The organism is Pseudomonas sp. B21-051 (genome assembly GCF_024748795.1).
Lineage (GTDB): Bacteria > Pseudomonadota > Gammaproteobacteria > Pseudomonadales > Pseudomonadaceae > Aquipseudomonas > Aquipseudomonas putida_A.
In genome coordinates, this window is record NZ_CP087166.1 from 2828143 (window position 1) to 2847171 (window position 19029).

General features: G+C 58.4%; 20 protein-coding genes. 3 read left to right on the forward strand and 17 right to left on the reverse strand.

Annotation, left to right across the window (positions count from 1 at the left end):
- Positions 1 to 28 precede the first annotated feature (28 nt).
- Together LOY52_RS12665 and eco are read right to left on the reverse strand one after the other, a co-directional pair.
- A complete protein-coding gene (locus tag LOY52_RS12665) occupies positions 29 to 334 on the reverse strand; it encodes an NIPSNAP family protein (protein ID WP_003225174.1) in 306 nt (101 codons plus the stop codon).
- A gap of 21 nt (positions 335 to 355) precedes the next feature.
- On the reverse strand, positions 356 to 841 hold the full coding sequence (gene eco / locus LOY52_RS12670) for a serine protease inhibitor ecotin (RefSeq protein WP_258679696.1): 486 nt from the start codon (positions 839 to 841) through the stop codon (positions 356 to 358).
- A gap of 370 nt (positions 842 to 1211) precedes the next feature.
- On the opposite strand from eco, the gene LOY52_RS12675 reads away from it, so the two are divergent.
- The gene (locus tag LOY52_RS12675) at positions 1212 to 1481 is read left to right on the forward strand and encodes a DUF1652 domain-containing protein (protein WP_007964586.1); all 270 of its coding nucleotides are present in this window, start codon (positions 1212 to 1214) and stop codon (positions 1479 to 1481) included.
- Here LOY52_RS12675 and LOY52_RS12680 read toward each other — a convergent pair.
- Both LOY52_RS12680 and LOY52_RS12685 read right to left on the reverse strand, forming a co-directional pair.
- Positions 1478 to 1876 carry a hypothetical protein gene (locus LOY52_RS12680; protein ID WP_258679697.1) on the reverse strand — a complete coding sequence of 133 codons (399 nt, stop codon included), beginning with the start codon at positions 1874 to 1876 and terminating at the stop codon, positions 1478 to 1480. The genes LOY52_RS12675 and LOY52_RS12680 overlap by 4 nt on opposite strands.
- 89 nt (positions 1877 to 1965) lie before the next feature.
- The gene (locus LOY52_RS12685) at positions 1966 to 2235 is read right to left on the reverse strand and encodes a DUF2790 domain-containing protein (RefSeq protein WP_258679698.1); all 270 of its coding nucleotides are present in this window, start codon (positions 2233 to 2235) and stop codon (positions 1966 to 1968) included.
- Between the two features lie 489 nt (positions 2236 to 2724).
- On the opposite strand from LOY52_RS12685, the gene LOY52_RS12690 reads away from it, so the two are divergent.
- Positions 2725 to 3024, forward strand: a complete 300-nt coding sequence (locus LOY52_RS12690) for a hypothetical protein (RefSeq protein ID WP_258679699.1) — start codon at positions 2725 to 2727, stop codon at positions 3022 to 3024.
- 71 nt (positions 3025 to 3095) lie between these two features.
- Here LOY52_RS12690 and LOY52_RS12695 read toward each other — a convergent pair whose 3' ends face one another.
- From LOY52_RS12695 to LOY52_RS12715, 5 genes are all read right to left on the reverse strand, one after another.
- Positions 3096 to 3503, reverse strand: coding sequence for a DUF3304 domain-containing protein (locus LOY52_RS12695; RefSeq protein WP_258679863.1), 408 nt, complete (start codon positions 3501 to 3503; stop codon positions 3096 to 3098).
- Between the two features lie 465 nt (positions 3504 to 3968).
- Complete coding sequence (locus tag LOY52_RS12700; RefSeq protein WP_258679700.1) at positions 3969 to 4847, reverse strand: hypothetical protein; 879 nt, start codon at positions 4845 to 4847, stop codon at positions 3969 to 3971.
- Positions 4844 to 5473 (reverse strand): DUF2515 family protein, encoded by a 630-nt coding sequence (locus tag LOY52_RS12705; protein ID WP_258679701.1) that lies wholly within the window; start codon positions 5471 to 5473, stop codon positions 4844 to 4846. The genes LOY52_RS12700 and LOY52_RS12705 overlap by 4 nt, the downstream gene beginning before the upstream one ends.
- Positions 5449 to 5841: a DUF2515 family protein gene (locus LOY52_RS12710; RefSeq protein ID WP_258679702.1), complete on the reverse strand. Its 393-nt coding sequence runs from the start codon at positions 5839 to 5841 to the stop codon at positions 5449 to 5451. The genes LOY52_RS12705 and LOY52_RS12710 overlap by 25 nt, the downstream gene beginning before the upstream one ends.
- Complete coding sequence (locus LOY52_RS12715; protein ID WP_258679703.1) at positions 5838 to 8048, reverse strand: type VI secretion system tip protein VgrG; 2211 nt, start codon at positions 8046 to 8048, stop codon at positions 5838 to 5840. Before LOY52_RS12715 ends, LOY52_RS12710 begins: the two co-directional genes overlap by 4 nt.
- A 374-nt stretch (positions 8049 to 8422) precedes the next feature.
- Here LOY52_RS12715 and LOY52_RS12720 point away from each other — a divergent pair, with 374 nt between their 5' ends.
- Positions 8423 to 9724, forward strand: coding sequence for an OprD family porin (locus tag LOY52_RS12720; RefSeq protein WP_258679704.1), 1302 nt, complete (start codon positions 8423 to 8425; stop codon positions 9722 to 9724).
- Between the two features lie 113 nt (positions 9725 to 9837).
- Here LOY52_RS12720 and LOY52_RS12725 read toward each other — a convergent pair whose 3' ends face one another.
- The 8 genes from LOY52_RS12725 to LOY52_RS12760 form a co-directional block, all read right to left on the reverse strand.
- Positions 9838 to 10455: a hypothetical protein gene (locus tag LOY52_RS12725; RefSeq protein ID WP_408980429.1), complete on the reverse strand. Its 618-nt coding sequence runs from the start codon at positions 10453 to 10455 to the stop codon at positions 9838 to 9840.
- A gap of 46 nt (positions 10456 to 10501) precedes the next feature.
- Positions 10502 to 11440, reverse strand: a complete 939-nt coding sequence (locus tag LOY52_RS12730) for a carbohydrate kinase (protein WP_258679706.1) — start codon at positions 11438 to 11440, stop codon at positions 10502 to 10504.
- A 13-nt stretch (positions 11441 to 11453) separates the two neighbouring features.
- Positions 11454 to 12950: a xylulokinase gene (xylB, locus tag LOY52_RS12735; RefSeq protein ID WP_258679707.1), complete on the reverse strand. Its 1497-nt coding sequence runs from the start codon at positions 12948 to 12950 to the stop codon at positions 11454 to 11456.
- A gap of 135 nt (positions 12951 to 13085) precedes the next feature.
- The gene (locus LOY52_RS12740; RefSeq protein ID WP_258679708.1) at positions 13086 to 14558 is read right to left on the reverse strand and encodes a mannitol dehydrogenase family protein; all 1473 of its coding nucleotides are present in this window, start codon (positions 14556 to 14558) and stop codon (positions 13086 to 13088) included.
- Positions 14559 to 14575: 17 nt separating this feature from the next.
- Positions 14576 to 15679, reverse strand: coding sequence for an ABC transporter ATP-binding protein (locus tag LOY52_RS12745; protein ID WP_258679709.1), 1104 nt, complete (start codon positions 15677 to 15679; stop codon positions 14576 to 14578).
- A 114-nt stretch (positions 15680 to 15793) separates the two neighbouring features.
- Positions 15794 to 16624 carry a carbohydrate ABC transporter permease gene (locus LOY52_RS12750; RefSeq protein ID WP_258679710.1) on the reverse strand — a complete coding sequence of 277 codons (831 nt, stop codon included), beginning with the start codon at positions 16622 to 16624 and terminating at the stop codon, positions 15794 to 15796.
- An 8-nt stretch (positions 16625 to 16632) separates the two neighbouring features.
- A complete protein-coding gene (locus tag LOY52_RS12755) occupies positions 16633 to 17559 on the reverse strand; it encodes a carbohydrate ABC transporter permease (RefSeq protein ID WP_258679711.1) in 927 nt (308 codons plus the stop codon).
- Between the two features lie 155 nt (positions 17560 to 17714).
- The gene (locus LOY52_RS12760; RefSeq protein WP_103367022.1) at positions 17715 to 19025 is read right to left on the reverse strand and encodes a sugar ABC transporter substrate-binding protein; all 1311 of its coding nucleotides are present in this window, start codon (positions 19023 to 19025) and stop codon (positions 17715 to 17717) included.
- Positions 19026 to 19029: the final 4 nt, after the last annotated feature.

Here is a 19029-nt window from a genome sequence, read left to right on the forward strand (position 1 = left end):
GGTGTGCGGCGTCCCGGCGTGATAACACTCAGGGCAGCAGTGGGCGCAGGAAACTGCGCTCGTAGCTGACGATGAATTTTTTCTGCACCAGTGATTCCACCAGCGCCGTGCTTTCCGGGTCGGTCAGCGCGATGTGCCGGTAGCTTTCGTAATCGGCCAGCGAGGGAAAGCTGAACAGGCAATAAGCGATGTTGCTCGCGCCCTCGGAGGGCAGGAAATAGCCGTGATGCGTGCCGCCCAAGCGCTCGACGATGCCCAGCCAGGCCTTGGCGTAGGCCTCGAACTCGGTCAATTGGTACGGATCGATCACGTATCGCACATGGCAGGTAATCACGTTTGGCGCTCCCTGTTCAGGTCATTCCGCAATGGCGGTGCCGACCTTGTCCGAAGCCGACCAGATGCGATAGCGCACCTCGACATCTTTCGGGGCGTAGATCACCAGCGGCAGCTTGCTGTTGTAGCGCAGCATGAAGCCGTCACCGACGACCGGGACAAAGGCGCGTTTCTTGGCGGTGCCGGGTGGGCAGGCCATCAGCGTGCTCATCGGGCCAATGACTTTTTCCAGGCGGTAGAACGGGTAGCCCCAGCCTTCGAGGTTTTTCTCGTCCAGAGCGCCGCCCAGGCGCTGCCGATTGCAGTCGACTTCCAGGGTTTTGCCGGCGAGGACTTCAACCTGGAAGTTCTCCTCGTGATCCTGATTGGGCAGATAGATGACTTGGCGGGTGAAGCCGTTTTCCGCCTTGGGATACGGCGCGACGTCTTCGAGTTTGGCTGCATGGACGAGGGTGGACAGGCCGGTAACGAGCAGACCGATTGTCGCGCGAGCGCGTAAAGAACCCATGGAAGCCTCCTGGCGGGTGTAGGGTAGATGTCGGGCATTCTCACTGTCATCAGCGATGAATGCAAACCGGCGTCGACTTGCAAATTGCAGTGCTCAGGAAGGTCGATCTTGCATTTTGCAACTGGCCAACTGCTGGCCAGCGCGCCAAGTGCTTGATTTCATGAGGGTCAAAATGACCCGATGAAAGGCACGTTTTATGCGTCGCTTTGGTGCAGCGCACCGGCTTCGGGCGCCTACGCTCCAATGGGCATTTCGCAGTACAACCGTTTGCCGCACCAGGGAATCAGCGGGGACACACCCGTGCAGGGGCAGCAAAAGCGGTCAACGTGAAGAGTTGATTGGCAGTTTCATCAATAAGGAGAGGTTCACCATGTTTCTGTCTGCCTTGGAACTACGCAATATCATTGAAAGCAGTTTTTTGCCTAAACGCTGCCAGTGCACGCTGTCGCCAGACCTGTCGATGACCGTCAAGGTCTTCGGCGATCACCAGACTGACCAGGTTGATCTGCACGTCAGCGGTATCGATGCCAGCCATCTCAATGGCTGTCGCGAGATCAATGAACTGATTGCCGGCCTGCGCTCGGATCTGGCGCAACAAACCACACCACAGCATTACAGTCCTCGCTCCAGAGCGCTTTAACTCACCGTTTCACCCAGTTCGACCGTCACGCGCCGGGCCTGCACAAAGCTTAGGCCCAGCGCGAACTCGACCAGCACCGCGAGCAGAATCCCGGGGCCGGCATGGCCGTTCAGCCATTCACCGAAACCCAGTACCGCCAGACCAAAACAACTGACGATAAACCCGTTGCTCAGGGCATTGCGACCCAGCGACGGCGGCGCGTTGCGCACCAGATAAAACATCACCCCCAACGCCGCAAACAGCACCGCACTGCGCCGCGCAACAAAACCGGCAGCGCTCGAATACTCAATGCTCCAGATCGCCAGCAACACCTGCGGGAAAAAGCCCCAGGCCAGCGCCAGTACGAAACACAACCAAGACGTGATGATCGACAACGTGCGAAACGACAACTGCATGGCGAGTCCTTGCGGCAGTGAGAAGTGACCCGAGCATAACCCGCGAACCCTTCACCGCCTACCGCAAAGCCGCAAATCAGAGCCTTCTGTCAGTTCTGCTCGCTGCAGGCGTCAGACATTTTCCGGTAGGTGATTTCCGCCGGCTTGCCGGCATTGTCGATGTACTTCATATCAGCGCTCACGACCTTGCACTGGCGTGTGGGTTGCTCGGTCATGGAAATCACTTTGTTCACATGCAACGGCATGCCGTACTGATAGGGAACGGCCTTGGACGTGGTTGAGGTGTCATTGGCCTGAGCCAGTCCGGCGAATGCGGTGCAGGCGAGGGCGGAGGTGAGCAGCAGCGTGCGAATGTTCATGAATCGGACTCCCGTGCGACGGAATAAGCGTTCGGCGCCATACGGCCGAACCTGCCGCACTCGGCGTCAGCCAGGGGCTGAGGTGTGCGGTTCAGTACAGTCTTGGACTGCGGCGTTAAGCGATGGTTAACCTGGCTGAACGCCGGCTGTCTGGCAGAGGGATGATTTCTCGGGGATGCGGTGCCGATTCCTACAAGGATGGACGCTTTGTCTGCTTCCGGCGGCGGGAACGGGGCGGGTATGGTTTGGCGTCGCTGCAAAATCAGCGATTCGGGTTTGGTCACCTGAGAATAATCGATTGCATATGTGCCATCATTTGCACCGCGGAGTTCTTTGACCGTGTAGTGCATTGCTGTGGTGGCCGTGTGCAGGACGCCTTCGGGCGAGCTGAGTTGATTGTTCTCGGTTGACCAAGCCTGTACACGGTCCGCCTCCCATCGTTTGGTCACGGTGCTGGCGGGTTACTTTCGAAACAATCGAGTAATCAATATGCTTACACCAAATCCGCTCCCAAGCCGTTATCACCCGCTCAACAGCGGCGTCACCGACAGCGCGCCAATGGTCATCGACACACAAGCCAACCCCCAAGACATCCTCGAGTCCGCCGTCCAGCGCATCCGCGCCTGCAGTGACCTGCTCGAAACCCTGCACTGCATGTGCTTCCGGCATGGTGATGTTCAGGACATTCCACACATTACCCATGCGCTGTACCTGCTGGCGCAGGATGGCAATGATTTGCTGCAGGTGGCGCAGCAGCAGATGCTGGATTGGAAGGCGCCGGTATGCTGATTTATAAGGCTTAGTATTCACGGGCAGGCGCGTTATCTGCCCGTGCTTAGGCGGATGCCATTCGAGGGTTTTTAGAGACGGGGAGCTTCATCTGGGACAGGATCGAATGGACTAATCAAGCCAGGACTCCATTTCAGTTCAACAACATTTCCGGGCAAGAAACGGACGTGAAGATAGTCATCACCGCGTTCCCGACGAGGGAGAGGCACGGTTGCTTCATGATTTTCTTTCTTGACTCCTTGCCTGAGCTGTTCGCCTGTACGGCTGAGTATCCATTTGATCTGAACCGTTTCCCCTTCGACTTTCTGGCAACACATAATTCCGCCACCGCCCATTGCAGCCAAATTGCCACCCCAAAAATCATTGACCCAAAAACTGAGAATTGGCCGATCCGTGTGGTTCTCCGATGTCAGCATGGCGCCGGGTGTGCGAAATAACCCCGGAATTTTCGGGGCGGCGTAGATAAATATCAAAGCCACCAAAGCCAGGACTATCCGTCTTCGTCGCCAGGCTCTGCGCCGGCGTGCGTCCGCAGCAATATCTATCAAGCGAATGAAGTCCCAATCAAGAGAGCGATGCCCGGACTTTGAGCCCGTGATGAGTCTTGCCTTGCTTACTACGATTAAGGTTTGCGCATCATTTCTTATGGATAGTCAGAGACCATCCCTTTGGTTTTATTTCAGGCTCGGAATGTCGAATTCTCGAACGCGGAAATACTTCGGTATTGGAGCACCGTGCCTTTAAGTATCTGTTGGATCATGTATTGATCGTTTACGGAAAATTCGAGCAGATCTTCCACGTCGAACCTGAGGCCTTTGGGGCCGGGAGCGAACCACTCGTCCAACAGCGCTTTCACTGGGGCGTAAGGGAAGCTGGTTTTCAATTTCCAGGCTTCCCGATCTACGTCTTCAGCCAACTGAGTTCGGCACGAGGGTAGCCCAGCCTTATTGAATTGCTTTTATGACAGGGTCTTTGTAGTTTTCATCTATTTCTATTCCAGCAGCCCGCGCATTGTTTTCGGCAGCGGCGCGAGCGTCATGGTCACGCTTCAATTGAGCAGGCAACAGCTCTTTCCATTTCGCTTTTTCTTCATCTTTGGTAAAGCCTGAAGACCAAAAATCGCGCTCGCTCAGGAATTCCATCGACAACAAATAGGTGCCGGTCTCGTTCGGGGTGTCTTTGGAATCGCGACGCCAAGCTTTAAATGTCAGATAGACGCCATCATTGTAAAAGTACCAATTATAAAATGATTCAATTTGCAACCAGCGATCTATGTCGAGTTCGTAATCAGGATCCAGCCAAGGATGACTGGAGGTCAAGTATCCCAGTACGCTATCGGGCGAGGGTATTTTTTTTAGCTGAGAACCGGAAATTCGTGGATCTCCTGGATAGTAATAGTGTTTCCAGCCAGCCGCTTGTATTTTCTTTAGCAGGTTATAAATGAAGGTTTTTTGTTTTTCGTGCGGGCTGTTGTCAGGAAGTCCTCTTACTGTGAGGTCAAGATTTTCAATGGTGTCGCCGACTTTTTTGTCTACCACCATTGTGATGCTTGTCGCTTTTTCAATTGTAAGTGAGCTGTTTGAGTTTTTTACTGTGATAGTAGGCAGCTCTTTTTCATTTGCCGATCTTTTAAATTTGTACCAGCAGAGGTCTAACTCACTCATGCATTCTTGAGAGAATTTTAATGGACTATTTTGGACGGCTTTTTCTATTTGGTCGTGCAGCTCTATCTCAATGTTGTTTTGTGCGGTTGTCATGTTGGATTCACCATTGTTGCAAGCGGCAAGTAGCAGGCCAGAAAAAAGCATCCATAAAAACTTCATTTTGCATTTGACCATGTGGCGATTGTCTTGATTTGGCCTTCCATGTAGCTTTCTCGTTCTCCCATGAGTTTATGGTATTGCTTGGCAATGGACCCGATAAATTCCATTCGATCTGTTTCGTCGTAAAGATCGCCTTCCGACATCTGTACTCTGAGGTCAGGATTCTCAACATCGCAAGCGGTACTTAACGCAGCTACTCGCACCGGTACAAATGGTGCCCACTCGAAACCTGCTTGCATTTTTAGCGTAGCTCTAAATGGCGTACTTTCATAAATCAGTGGTTGCAGGATACGACGTTGCTCATGGTCAGCGATGGCAAGCAGAGAAGTAAGCTGGGCATTTCTTCTTGCAGGTCCCTGAGAAAGCTCCTCTGTTGCTTTGATGGCTTTAAAGCCTTTCACAATATCGTTGGTTACAGCCAGGTTGTTCAGAATTGACAGTGCGTCATCTGCCCAAGGCAAACTGTCGATGTTGGTTTTTATTTGTCCCTCACAGCTCCGCGCGTTGCGTTCCGGAGCGCACTCATCAAACTGATCTTTATATTTTGCGTAAAACCAATGCCAAACAAAAATATCCTGAAATAGCCAGAAATTCCCTTTACCTAACGAATTTTTACCAATTCGCAAGGGGGCTGTACGATTGGCGGGGTGAGAGCTAGATAAGGGTCATTAGGAATAAAGTCAAGTCCACACTTAACTTGTTTGCTTGCAAATGCAGCTAAGCCCATCCAGTAGAATCTACCTTTCAATTCCGGCTTTCCATCTTCACCAGTCTCGAGATAGAAACCTGCATACGCAGCCGCAATTCTCGCGGCTCGCGCACTGAAGTCAGATATCAGCTCGTACTTTCCTGAGTTCGCAGTACGTCGCTCGCTCAGGCGTCGTATAGCTTCTTCTTGCCCCATGGCCCAAAGTTTTTCGCAACCAAGAATGACTTCATGCACAGAGCATTTTTTGTCGTTGGTAGTAAATGTTGTAATCGGTTGAGCACTCATTTTTTTCGACTCGCCTCATAGTCATCCGCCCCAGAAGGAACAGTAAGCTCATCCCATACCAGATGAGCCTTCACGGGCTCTTTAGCGTCTGTTTGCACTCGAGGATGAAGTCCATCCGCATCGCTTTTTGATATTTGCGGTGCTGTTTCGGAAGGAATAATCAGTGCAGCCTTCACGGACTTGACAGGTTTTCCGTGTTTTGTAACGAACTTCAGTTGTTCGTCAAAGCGCTCCTCTATTACTTTGGCTTTAAGTACGCTTCCGGCTCTAGCCTGATCTGCAATTACCGGAATCAACGGCACTAAAATCCCGATCCCAGTCCCCACCCCAGGCGCACCACCGGTATTCACCTTCACCTCAGCCCCGCTGATGGTCACACCACCGGCATCCACCTTCACAAAGCTCCCACCCGCCTTGGCGGTCAGCTCCATGCCACCCTCGATCACCACTTTCTCACCCGCGTGATAGTGAATCTCGGTCCCGGCCTCGACAAACTGCGCCGTACCGACTTTCACATGCTGCGTCACGCCCACCGTCAGGTGATCATCCGCGCGCATCTCGCTGATGCGATCCAGATGGGTAATCCGGTGTTCCTCGACCTTGAACTCGCTCAGGGTGTTGGCCTCAACCGTGTCATGCCGCTCATTGCCCACGCGGATCTTCTGGTCGTGCTCGATGTTCTCATCCCAATCGCGCTGGGCATGGATGTAGATCTGCTCCACACCCTTTTTGTCTTCAATCCGAAACTCGTTGTAGCCCTTGCCGCCCGGGGAGCTGAGGGTTTTGAAGGTGCTGCGGGTCTTGTTTGCCGGCAGGTCGTAGGGGACGACGTTTTCCTTGTGGTACAGGCAGCCGGTGACGAGTGGCTGGTCGGGGTCGCCTTCGAGGAAGGTGACGAGGACTTCCATGCCGATGCGCGGGATGGCGATGCCGCCGTAGGCCGCGCCGGCCCAGCCGCTGGCGACGCGTAGCCAGCAGGTGGTTTTGTCGTCGGACTGGCCGTCGCGGTCCCAGTGGAACTGGACTTTGATGCGGCCGTACTGGTCACAGTGGATCTCTTCGCCGGCCGGGCCGGTGACGACCGCGGTCTGGCTGCCGAGGACTTTGGGTTTCGGGTGTTCGAGGGCCGGGCGGTAGTGCGCGTCCCACGGGGTGGCGAGGAAGCTGTTGCGGTAGCCCTGGTGGAAATCGCTTTTGTTGTCGGTGACGTCGCTGGTGACGTTTTCACCGAGCACTTGCGGTTGTTTGCCTTCGTGGAAGACTTCCAGCAGCAGCCACAAGTCGTTCCATTCGCCGCGCGGGTGTTCGGCCAGGGTCAGGAAGTGGCCGCTGGTCAGGGTTGGTTCGTCACCTTTGCCTTCGGCGAGTTTGTAGTCGCTACGATGACGTTCAAGGGCGCGGGTCGAGAGGAATTTGCCGCGCTCGCGGGTGGTGAAGCGGCCGGGGTAATCGTAGTCCTCAAGATCCGGGGCGAACTCGGATTTGACTGCGCCTTCGGGCAGGATCTTCGGTTTTTCGAAGTCGTAATCGCGGCGGCTGACGCGGGTGGTGCGGGTTTCCAGGCGCAGGTTGAAGCGCTTGATCACCGGTTTGTCGGCGCTCATGCCGGAGTCTTGCTGGTAGCTCACGGCCTTGAGTTTGCGGAACACCGTCTGATCGTCGCCGAACACCAGTTTGTGCCCGCTGCTGCTGTGCTGGAAGTGGAAGTGAATGCCTTCCTCTTCGCACAGGCGCTGGATGAAGTGCAGGTCGGACTCGTCGTACTGCACGCAGTAGTCGCGCTGCGGGTACTCGGCATTGAGCTGGAAGCTGTAGGCGTCGGCGAGGATGCCGCGATCTTCGAGGACCTGGGCGATGATTTTCGGCACCGTGAGGTTCTGGAAAATCTGCTGGTCATGGTTGTGCTGCAGATAGGCCAGCTGCGGCACCAGGCTGATGCTGTAGCGGGTCAGGGTCTTGCCGGAATCGCCTTGCTCGATGCGATACACCAGGCCATGGATCTTGCCTTCGCCGGTGGCGCCGAAGGTCAGGACGCCGGGCTTGTGCAGCAGCTCTTCGAGTTTGAGGTCGGGGCGGGCGCTGACCAGTTCGAGGTCGAAACGGAAAGGCTCGTTGAGGGCTTCGCGACCGGTGAAGCTGAGCACTTGCAGGTCGGCGGAGGCGCCTTCGAGGGTAAGGGTAATGTGGGTAGCGTTGGCGTCCAGCATGCCTTGAATTCCGTCCATTGAATAAGCAGGTGACGGATGATGGAGGATTAAACCGCCTCGTTCAAGGCGCAAATGCCGTAGGGACGGGGGCCGCAGGGTATAGGGAAAACCCCTATGACGGCGTTTAAACCCAATGAAACCGGGAGCTTCGCAGTCGTGAGCCATTGGTCAGCGCATGATTTGAGCCCATCGCAGGCCGAAGAATCGCCAGTCAGTTTCAGACTAAAGTCGCCTTCAGGCCGTCAAAGCCATCTGCCATCATTGCAGCTCACCCCTGCGTGTCCACTTCTTCCCGGCTGTTTTTGACCCGGGACGGGAGCTATTTTTCTGGCTGACTGCGCCCCGGCGCAAACGCTGTACTGTTGGAGTTTTTCATGCGTCCCCCATTCCCTCTCATCACCCCGCGCCAGTCGTTTGGCTTCGGAGCCGTTGTGCTGTGCGCCGGTTTTGCCGCGCAGGTTCAGGCCAGCGGTTTTCTCGTAGACACCACGGCGAAAATCGAATCGCGCACGGTGTACTTCAACCGCGATTTCCGTGATGGGCACACCTCCAGTGACCAGGGCGCTTCCAAGCGTGAAGAGTCAGCTCAAGGCTTTATTCTCAATCTGCAATCGGGTTACACCGAGGGCACGGTGGGCTTCGGTATCGATGCGCTGGGCATGCTCGGGTTTCAGCTCGATTCCAGCCCTGATCGCAGCAACAGCGGCTTGCTGCCGTCCAGTGGCGAGAACCCGCGCGGCTCGAAGGGTCAGTACGCAAAAATGGGCCTGACCGCCAAGGTCAAGGTCTCGGACACGGTGTTGAAGTACGGCGCGCTGCTGCCGGATCTGCCGTTGCTCAAGTACAACGACGGCCGCTTGCTGCCGACCATGTTCAACGGCGCCATGCTGACCTCCAGGGAAGTGAAGGATCTGACCTTCATGGCCGCGCGTCTGGACAAGTACACCGCGCGCGATTCCACCGATTCGCAAGACATCCGCGTGCACTGCAAGAACAAGCGCTACGCCTGCAACACCACCGCCGATCATTTCGACATGTACGGCATCGATTACAAGATCAACGATCGCCTGACCGCGCAGTATCACTACGCAGAACTGGAAGACATCTATCGCCAGCACTTTGTGGGTCTGTTGGCTAACCAACCGCTGGGTGACGGTGTGCTGAAGGCCGATCTGCGTTTGCTGAAAAGCGCCGACAGCGGTGATGCCAAGGCCGGCTCCATCGACAACCGCGCCTTGAGCGGCATGCTGTCCTACGGCATCAGCGGCCACACTTTCAGCGCCGGCTGGCAGCGCATGAACGGCGACAACTCGATGCCGTACCTCGATGGCAGCAATCCGTATCTGGTCAACTACGTGCAGGTCAACGACTTCGCCGCCGCGCAGGAGCGCTCCTGGCAGCTGCGTTATGACTACGACTTCAAGGCCATCGGCATCAACGGTTTGAGCTTCCTGACCCGCTATGTCAACGGTGATCACATCAAGGTCCCGGGCAGCGATCAGGAAGGTAAAGAGTGGGAACGCGACAGCGAGTTGAAGTACGTGATCCAGACGGGCACGTTCAAGGATGTCAGCCTGCGCCTGCGCAATGCGACGTACCGCACCAACTATGAAAAATTTGCGCGGGATGTGGATGAGACCCGGTTGATTATGAGTTACAACTTCTCCGTCCTGTAAACCTCACCCCTGTAGGAGCTGCCGCAGGCTGCGATCTTTTGATCTTGATCGTAAAAAACAAAATCAAAAGATCGCAGCCTGCGGCAGCTCCTACACAGGGGATTTTCGACAGCCTACAACCAATGCCAGAACCGGCTCCAGAAGCCGCGATTCAGGTCTTCCTTGCACCCGGCATACTGCCGCGCGTACACGTCGGAGCGGGCCTGCACCTTGCGGGCGGTGGGCATCAGCCAGGCCTTGCTGGCGTAGGTCTTGTTGCGGAAACCGCCCCAGCCTTCGTGGTAGTTCAAGTACTGGTTGTAGGCGTCGTACTTGTACACGCCGTTGATCGAGGTGGTCTTGTCCATGTACCAGCCGACGAAGTCGATGGCGTCATCGAAGTCTTCGCGGTCGGCGCCATGTCTGCCGGTGCTTTTCTGGTAATCGGACCAGACTTCATCCTTGGCCTGGGCGTAGCCCGAGGCCGTGGTGACCCGGCCCCATGGGATCACCCACAACAGGTATTTGCGCGGCGTCTTGGCGTCGTAGCGGTAGCCGGACTCCTGATACATGATCGCGAAGGGCACCTGGATCGGCACGCCCCAGCGCTTTTGCGTGACTTGCGCCGCGTCGTACCAGTCGCTTTTCTCGCGGAAGATCTCGCAGATGTCTTCCGGCGAACGCGGCGGCGAGGTGCCGCAGCCGCTGAGTAATCCCGCCAGTATCAAAAGTCCCGCCGTCCGCCCCGACATCAAACCGTCATCCCCATGCGCGCAAAAAGGCCGACAGTCTACGCGCTCAGCTCAACTGGTGACGATAGGGTAAATCCGGACCGGTCTTGCTGCACGTAAGGGCGGCCGCCTGCACGGCAAACCTGAGCATCGCGTCGATCTGCTCGCGGCTGAGTTGTTGAACCCCTTCGACAGAATCCAGTTCTTGCTCGGTCAACCAGGTAATCAGCGCCGCTTGAAAGGTATCGCCGGCGCCGACGGTATCGGCGATCTTCACCGAGCGCGCCGGTGCTGACCACGAACCATGAATGCGGCTGAAAACCGCTGCGCCTTCGCCGCCACGGGTCAGAAACACCAACTGGCAGCGATGCTGCAGCCAGCCTTCGATCACGCGCTGCGGGTCCTGTTCGGGATACAGCAGGCTCAGGTCTTCGTCGCTGACCTTGATCATGTCGGCCAGTTGCACCAGGGTCGCCACGCGCTCGCGCCACAGGTCGATGTTCGGTTCGGGATTGAGGCGTACGTTGGGGTCGAGGGTGATCAGGCGCTTGCCGCTTTCGCGCTGCACCAGGGTCAGCAGGGTGTCGGCGATCGGCTGCACCACCAGCGAGAACGAGCCGATGTGCAGACCACGCACGTCATCTCCGAGCTGCGGCAGATGGGCGAGGCTTAATTGGCGATCAGCACAGCCCTCGCCGCGAAAACTGTAATGCGGCGAACCGTTGGCACCGACCGCGACCATCGCCAGCGTGGTTGGCGCGGCGAAGTCGATCAGGTAGTCCGCACGCACGCCTTCTTCCTGCAGCACCTGCTGCAGACGTCGGCCCAGATAGTCGGTGGACAACCCGGCAAACAGCGCCGAATCCACACCCAAACGGCGCAAACCGACCGCGACGTTGAACGGCGAGCCGCCGGCAATCGCCTTGAAATTGACTTTCGAGGCCAGACCGCTGGCATCATCTTCGCTGAAGAAATCGAACAGGGCTTCGCCACACACCAAATACATAATTGTTTGCTCTTTATAGGGTTGCGACATGCTGTTGATAGCGTTCATAGGCCTGCTGGAACGCCGCGACATGGGCGGCAACCGGCAGGGTTTCACTGTGCAGATCGAGCTTCACGCAGCGCTGGCACAGATCGGCCAAAGTGTCCTCGTGACCGTTCGACCATGACTTGCACCACGCTGCCTGAATCGCCGCGCCAAGGGCTGCGGCTTCGCTGTGTTCGGTGCAGATCACCGGGGTGTTCATGATGTCGGCGACGATCTGCCGCCACACCGCACTTTTCGAACCGCCGCCGATCAGGCAAATGCTGCGGCTTTGTAAACCATTGTGGCGTAACAGATCCAGCCCATAACGCAAACCGAAGGTGGTTCCTTCAACCACGGCGCGACACAGGTTGGCCTGGGTCAGGTTGCTCAGGGTCAGGCCGTGCAGGCTGCCAGTGGCATGGGGCAGGGCGGGGACGCGTTCACCGTTGAGGAACGGCAACATGCTCACGCCTTCCGCGCCGATCGGCGCCTGGGCCACGAGGTCGTTGAATTGCTCGAGATCAAGGTCGAACAGTTCGCGGATCGCGCCGGTGGCGTTGGTCAGGTTCATGGTGCAGATCAGCGGCAGCCAGCCGCCGCTGGACGAGCAGAAGGTCGCGACCGAAGCGTCCGCGCTGACTTTTGGCGCCTCGGCGTAGGCGTACACCGTGCCGGAGGAGCCGAGGCTCATGGTGATCGCTCCCGGCTGAATGTTGCCGGTGCCGATGGCGCCCATCATGTTGTCGCCACCGCCGCTGGCGACCAGCGCATTCGGGTTGAGGCCGAGCTGTTCGGCAATCGCCGGCAGCAGCGTGCCGACCGCCTGATGCGCGTCGATCAGCTCCGGCAACGCGGCTTGCAGGCGCCCGGTGGCGTCGATATCGCGCAACAGCTGCAAGTCCCACTGGCGGCTGCGCACGTTGAAATAACCGGTGCCGGAAGCGTCGCCATACTCGCTGCAGGCGCGGCCGGTGAGCCAGAAGTTCAGGTAGTCGTGGGGCAGCAGGATGCGTGCGACGCGCGAGAACACCTCAGGATGCTGTTCTTTAGTCCAGAGTAATTTCGAAACGGTGTAGCCCGGCGCGATGACCACGCCGAGGCGCTCAAGCGATCCTCTTTCGCCGCCGAGGTGTTTGAGCAAACGGTCGTTTTCATCGGTGGTTTCGGTGTCGCACCACAGCTTGGCCGGGCGCAGTACCTGGCCCTGATCGTCGAGCAGCACCAGACCGTGTTGCTGGCCGGAGACACCGATGCCGATGATCGCCTGACCGTCGACATTGGCTGCGAGCAAGGCGCGACGGGTGGCGAGGGCGAAGGCGTCCAGCCACTGTTGGGTGTCCTGCTCGCGGCGGCCATTGGCACCGCTGATCATCGTGTGCGTGGCGGCGCCTTCGCCGAGCACTTGACCGCTGGCGGCATCGAGGATGATCGCCTTGGTGCCCTGGGTGCCGCAGTCGATGCCGAGGAAGAGTTGTCGGGTGGTCACAGTGAGGCCCTCAGGGTGTCAGGTCTGCCAAGGTGAGACCGCTATTCGCGAGCAGGCTCGCTCCCACATTTTGAAACGCGTTTACCTGTGGGAGCGAGCCTGCTCGCGAAGGCGTCGGTAGTGTCACTGCTGGAGTCAGGCCAGGACCCGCTCCAAAGTGCGCGTCACACCCACGTCACGCAAGCTGTTGCAGCACCATTCAAATGCCGCCACAAATGCTGCCGAGCGTGGAATCGCCGTACCGAAGATCTCCTCAACCGCCAACAACCGCTGGGTGATCAACGCATCATCGGCCACCAGTCCCTGACAGAATTCCGCCCGTGGATCAGGAATCGAATAGGTGTCGCCATTCTCGTCCACGCCCTTCAGATACAACGCCCAGGCTGCCACCACCAAGGCTGCACGCCTGGTCTCCTGACCATCGGCAATCAAGCGATTGATCGTCGGAATGGTGAACTTGGGAAACTTCGACGAGCCATCCGAACACACCCGCTCCAGCTGATCGGCAATCGCCTGATTGGAAAAGCGCGCCACCAGCGTGTTCTTGTAGTCAGTCAGGTCGATGCCCGGCACCGGCGCCAGTTGCGGGGTGACGTCGAGGTCCATGTAGGCGCGCATGTAACGTACGAATAGCGGATCGTTCATGGTCTCGTGAACGAAGCGATAGCCCTTCAAAAAACCCAGATACGTCAGCGCCAGGTGGCTGCCGTTGAGCAGTTTGATCTTCATTTCTTCGTAGGGCGAAACATCATCGGTGAACTGCACGCCGACCTGTTCCCAGGCCGGGCGACCGTTGACGAATTTGTCTTCCAGCACCCATTGCACGAACGGCTCACAGACCACCGGCCAGGCATCGTCGACCGCGTGTTTGTCGGCCAGTTGCAGGCGATGCGCGGTGCTGGTCATCGGTGTGATGCGATCGACCATGGCGTTGGGGAAACTGACGTTCTGCTCGATCCAGTCGCACAGTCCTGGGTCACGCAGGGTGGCGAAGGCCAGCAGTGCCTTGCGGGTCACTGCGCCGTTATGCGGCAGGTTATCGCAGGACATGATCGTGAACGCTGGCGTGCCCGCGCCACGGCGTTTTTCCAGCGCCGCGCAGAGGAAACCGAACACGGTTTTCGGCGTTTGCGGGTGTGCCAGGTCGTGTTGAATCTGCGGCAGGTGCGCCATGAATTCGCCGTTGCTGTCGTCGATGCAGTAGCCGCCTTCGGTGATGGTCAGCGAGACAATGCGGATCTGCGGATCGGCAAGTTTGTCGATCAGCGCCTGCGCGCCATCCTCGGCCAGGAGCATGTCGCGGATCGCACCGATCACCCGCACTTCGGTGTCATTGCTGTCGCCGAGTTCGAACAGGGTAAACAGGTAATCCTGCTCTTTGAGGTCGTCCCGGGCACGGCGGTCTTCCGCGCGCAAGCCGACCCCACAGATCGCCCAGTCCAGCGCCTGACCGGTGTTCATCAGCGCATCGGTGTAATACGCCTGATGCGCGCGGTGGAAGCCGCCGACGCCAATGTGCGCGATGCCCTGACGGGTGTCGCTGAGGTTGTAGGCCGGCAGTTGCACCTCGGGGGCGAGGCGATGCAGGTTTTGTTCATTCAGTTTCATCGGACAGGTCTCGAAATTCAGGCCGCGGCGCGCAGCGGGCGGGTCAGCGCCACGCCGTCGGCGTCGAACAGGTGGCAATGGCTGGCGTCCAGGTGCAGGTTCAGTTGCTCGCCATAGCGGCTGGCCAGATCACCGCGCACGCGCAGGGTCAGGGCTTCGCCGGCGTTGGTGGTGACGTGGCAGAAGGTGTCGCTGCCCAGGCGTTCGCTGACGTCGGCGGTGACTTGCAGGGTGCAGTCGCCCGGTTGCGCCAGTTCCAGATGTTCCGGGCGAATGCCCAGGGTCACCACGCTGCCGACGCTCAGGTTGGCAGCGTTGAACGGCAGGGTGATGCGCGTACCGGCGTCCAGCGAGACTTCGCAGGTCTGGCCGTCGATGCGGGCGATCTTGCCTTTGAGGAAACCCATTTTCGGCGTGCCGAGGAACCCGGCGACGAACAGGTTGGCCGGGTTGTGATAGAGGTCCAGCGGCGAGCCGACCTGCTCGATTTTGCCGCCGTTGAGCACCACGACTTTGTCGGCCATGGTCATGGCTTCGACCTGATCGTGGGTCACGTAGATCATCGTGGCTTGCAGGTCCTTGTGCAGACGCAGCAGTTCCAGGCGCATCTGCACCCGCAGGGCGGCGTCGAGGTTGGACAGTGGTTCGTCGAACAGGAAAATTTTCGGATTGCGCACGATAGCCCGGCCGATGGCGACCCGTTGCCGTTGGCCGCCGGACAGCTGTTTCGGCTTGCGCTCGAGCATCGGCCCGAGTTCGAGAATGCGCGCCGCTTCGCCGACCTTTTTCTCGACTTCGGCTTTCGGTACACCGGCCAGATCGAGGGCGAACGACATGTTTTTCTTCACGGTCATGTGCGGGTACAGCGCGTAGGTCTGGAACACCATCGCCAGATCGCGCTTGGCCGGGCTGACTTCGGTGATGTCGCGGCCATCGAGTTCGATGGTGCCGCCGCTGACTTCTTCCAGGCCGGCGATGAGCCGCAGCAGGGTGGATTTGCCGCAGCCGGACGGGCCGACGAAGACCACGAATTCCTTGTCATTCACCTCAAGGTCGATGCCCTTGATGATGGAGAAACCTTCGAAGCCTTTTTGCAGATTCTTGATTTTCAGGTTGGCCATGATGGTGGGCCTCCGCTTTGTTGTTTTTTAAGATCAAAAGATCGCAGCCTGCGGCAGCTCCTACACAGTGCCCCCTGTAGGAGCTGCCGCAGGCTGCGATCTTTTGCTTTTGATTCATTTCACGGCGCCGAACGACAGGCCGCGCACCAGTTGTTTCTGGCTGATCCAGCCGAAGATCAGGATCGGCGCACAGGCCAGGGTCGAGACTGCCGACAACTTGGCCCAGAACAAGCCTTCAGGACTTGAGTACGAGGCGATCAGCGCGGTCAGAGGCGCGGCTTTCGACGAGGTCAGGTTCAGCGACCAGAACGCTTCGTTCCAGCACAGAATCAGAGACAGCAGCACGGTGGACGCGAGACCGCCCTTGGCGATCGGCAGCAGCACGCGGACCATTTCCTGCCACAGGGTGGCGCCGTCGAGGCGGGCGGCTTCGAGGATGTCTTTGGGGATGTCCTTGAAGTAGGTGTAAATCATCCAGACCACGATCGGCAGGTTGATCAGGGTGTAGATCACGACCAGCGCGATGCGCGTGTCGAGCAGGCCGAAACTCTTGGCCAGCAGGTAGATCGGCATCAGCACGCCCACCGGCGGCAGCATCTTGGTCGAGAGCATCCACAGCAGCGTGCCTTTGGTGCGCTGGGTTTCGTAGAACGCCATCGAGTAAGCGGCGGGCACCGCGATCAGCAGGCACAGGGCCGTGGCACTGAAGGAAATCACCACCGAGTTCCAGGCAAAACTGAAGTAGTCGCTGCGCTCGTTGATGTGCAGGTAGTTCTCCAGCGTTGGCGTAAAGATGAACTGCGGCGGCGTGGCGAAGGCGTCGATTTCGGTCTTGAAACTGGTCATCACCATCCAGAAGATCGGGAAGAAAATCACGATCGCAATGGCCCAGGCCAAGGTGCCGAGCAGCAGGCTTTGCAGCCGGCGGGATTGTTGAAGAGTCATGGCAGGCCTCAGGCTTTGTCAGTCAGGTTTTTGCCGATCATCCGCACCAGAATGATCGCGGCGATGTTGGCGATGACCACGGCAATCAAGCCGCCCGCCGAGGCCATGCCGACGTCAAACTGCACCAGCGCCTGGTTGTAGATCAGGTAGGCGAGGTTGGTCGAGGCGTAGCCGGGGCCGCCGTTGGTGGTGGTGAAAATCTCGGCGAACACCGACAGCAGGAAGATCGTTTCGATCATCACCACCACGGCAATCGGGCGTGCGAGGTGCGGCATGGTCAGGTGCCAGAAGATCGCGACGGGGCCGGCACCATCGAGACGCGCGGCTTCCTTCTGTTCCTGGTCGAGGGACTGCATCGCGGTCATCAGGATCAGGATCGCGAACGGCAGCCATTGCCACGAGACAATGATGATGATCGACAGCAGCGGGTAGTGCGCCAGCCAGTCCACCGGCTCGGCGCCGAACAGCCGCCAGACGTAGGCGAGGATCCCCGACACCGGATGGAAAATCAGGTTCTTCCAGATCAGCGCACCGACGGTGGGCATGATGAAGAACGGCGAGATCAGCATCACCCGCACGATGCCGCGGCCGAGAAATTCGCTGGCCTCGAGCAACGCGCTGATCAGCACACCGAACACCACGCTGATCAACAGCACACTGCCCACCAGCAACAGGGTGTTGGTGGCGCCGGGCAGGAACCCGGAATCCGTCAGGAAATAGCTGAAGTTCTCCAGCCCGACGAACTCGTTCACCCCCGGATCGAGCAGGTTGTAGCGAATCATCGAGAAGTAGATGGTCATGCCCAGCGGCACGATCATCCACAGCAGCAACAGGGCCACCGAAGGGCTGACCAGAAACCAGCCGGGATTGCGTACGCGGACTTTGCGCTGGGGTTGCGACAGGTCGAGGTGGGCTTTGGCAGTTGAAGTATTCATGGTGATCACAACCGAGTCATACAGACCTATGGAGATCCCATGTGGGAGCGAGCCTGCTCGCGAAAGCGCGGGATCAGTGCCATGTGTATTGGCTGGCACGACGCCTTCGCGAGCAGGCTCGCTCCCACAGGAGGCAGGAGCAAGTCGTTCAGTGGTTACTTGGGATAACCGGCGCGCTTCATCTCGCGTTCGGTGGTTTGCTGCGCGGCGGTCAGGGCCTGATCCACCGTGGTCTGGCCGATCAGCGCTGCCGAGAACAGCTTGCCGACCTGGGTGCCCACGCCCTGGAATTCAGGAATGGTCACCAGCTGAATGCCGATGTAAGGCACCGGTTTCAGCGTCGGTTTGCTCGGGTCTGCGGCCTTGAGCGATTCCAGCGTGACCTTGGCGAACGGCGCGGCGCTCATGTAAGCATCGCTGTAGGTCGAGGCGCGGGTGCCCGGCGGCACGTTGGCGATGCCGTCGGTCTTGGCTACCAGTTCGCCGTACTCTTTGGAGGTGGCCCAGGCGCTGAACGCCTTGGCGGCGTCCTTGGCCTTGGAACTGGTCGGAATCGCCAGTGCCCACGAATACAGCCACGCCGAACCTTTGTCGGTGACCTGATGCGGAGCGAAGGTGAAGCCGACATGGTCGGCGACCTTGCTTTGGGTCTTGTCGGTGACGAACGAGCCGGCGACGGAAGCGTCCACCCAGATCGCGCATTTGCCGCTGTTGAACAGCGCGAGGTTTTCGTTGAAACCGTTGCTGGAGGCGCCCGGCGGGCCGGATTTCTTCATGGTGTCGACGTAGAAATTCAGCGCGTTTTTCCACTCCGGTCCGGTGAATTCCGGCTGCCATTTTTCATCGAACCAGCGCGCGCCATAGGCGTTGGCGACGGTGGTGATCAACGCCATGTTCTCGCCCCAACCGGCCTTGCCGCGCAGACAGATGCCGTACTGTTCTTTGTCCTTGTTGGTGAGTTTTTCAGCGAAACCAGCGATCTGTTCCCAGGTCGGGCGCTCGGGCATGCTCAGCCCGGCATCCTTGAACAGGTCGGTGCGGTAATAGGTGATCGAGCTTTCGGCGTAGAACGGCAGGGCGTACAGCGAACCCTTGACCGACAGGCCCTCACGCACCGACGGGAACACGTCGTCGAGGGCGTAACTGGCCGGCAGGTCCTTCATCGGTTCCAGCCAGCCCTTGGCGCCCCAGAGTGCCGCTTCGTACATGCCGATGGTCAACACATCGAACTGTCCGCCCTGAGTGGCGATGTCGGTAGTGAGGCGCTGGCGCAGGACGTTTTCTTCCAGTACCACCCAATTGAGCTTGATCTCCGGATGCTCGGACTCGAACGTTTTCGAGAGCTTTTGCATGCGGATCATGTCGCTGTTGTTGACGGTGGCAATGGTCAGGGTCTGGGCGCCAAGGCTGACGCTGCTGAGGGTCATGCAGGTGAGGGCAAGCAGAGCTTTTGCAGTGGGTTGCATCGTG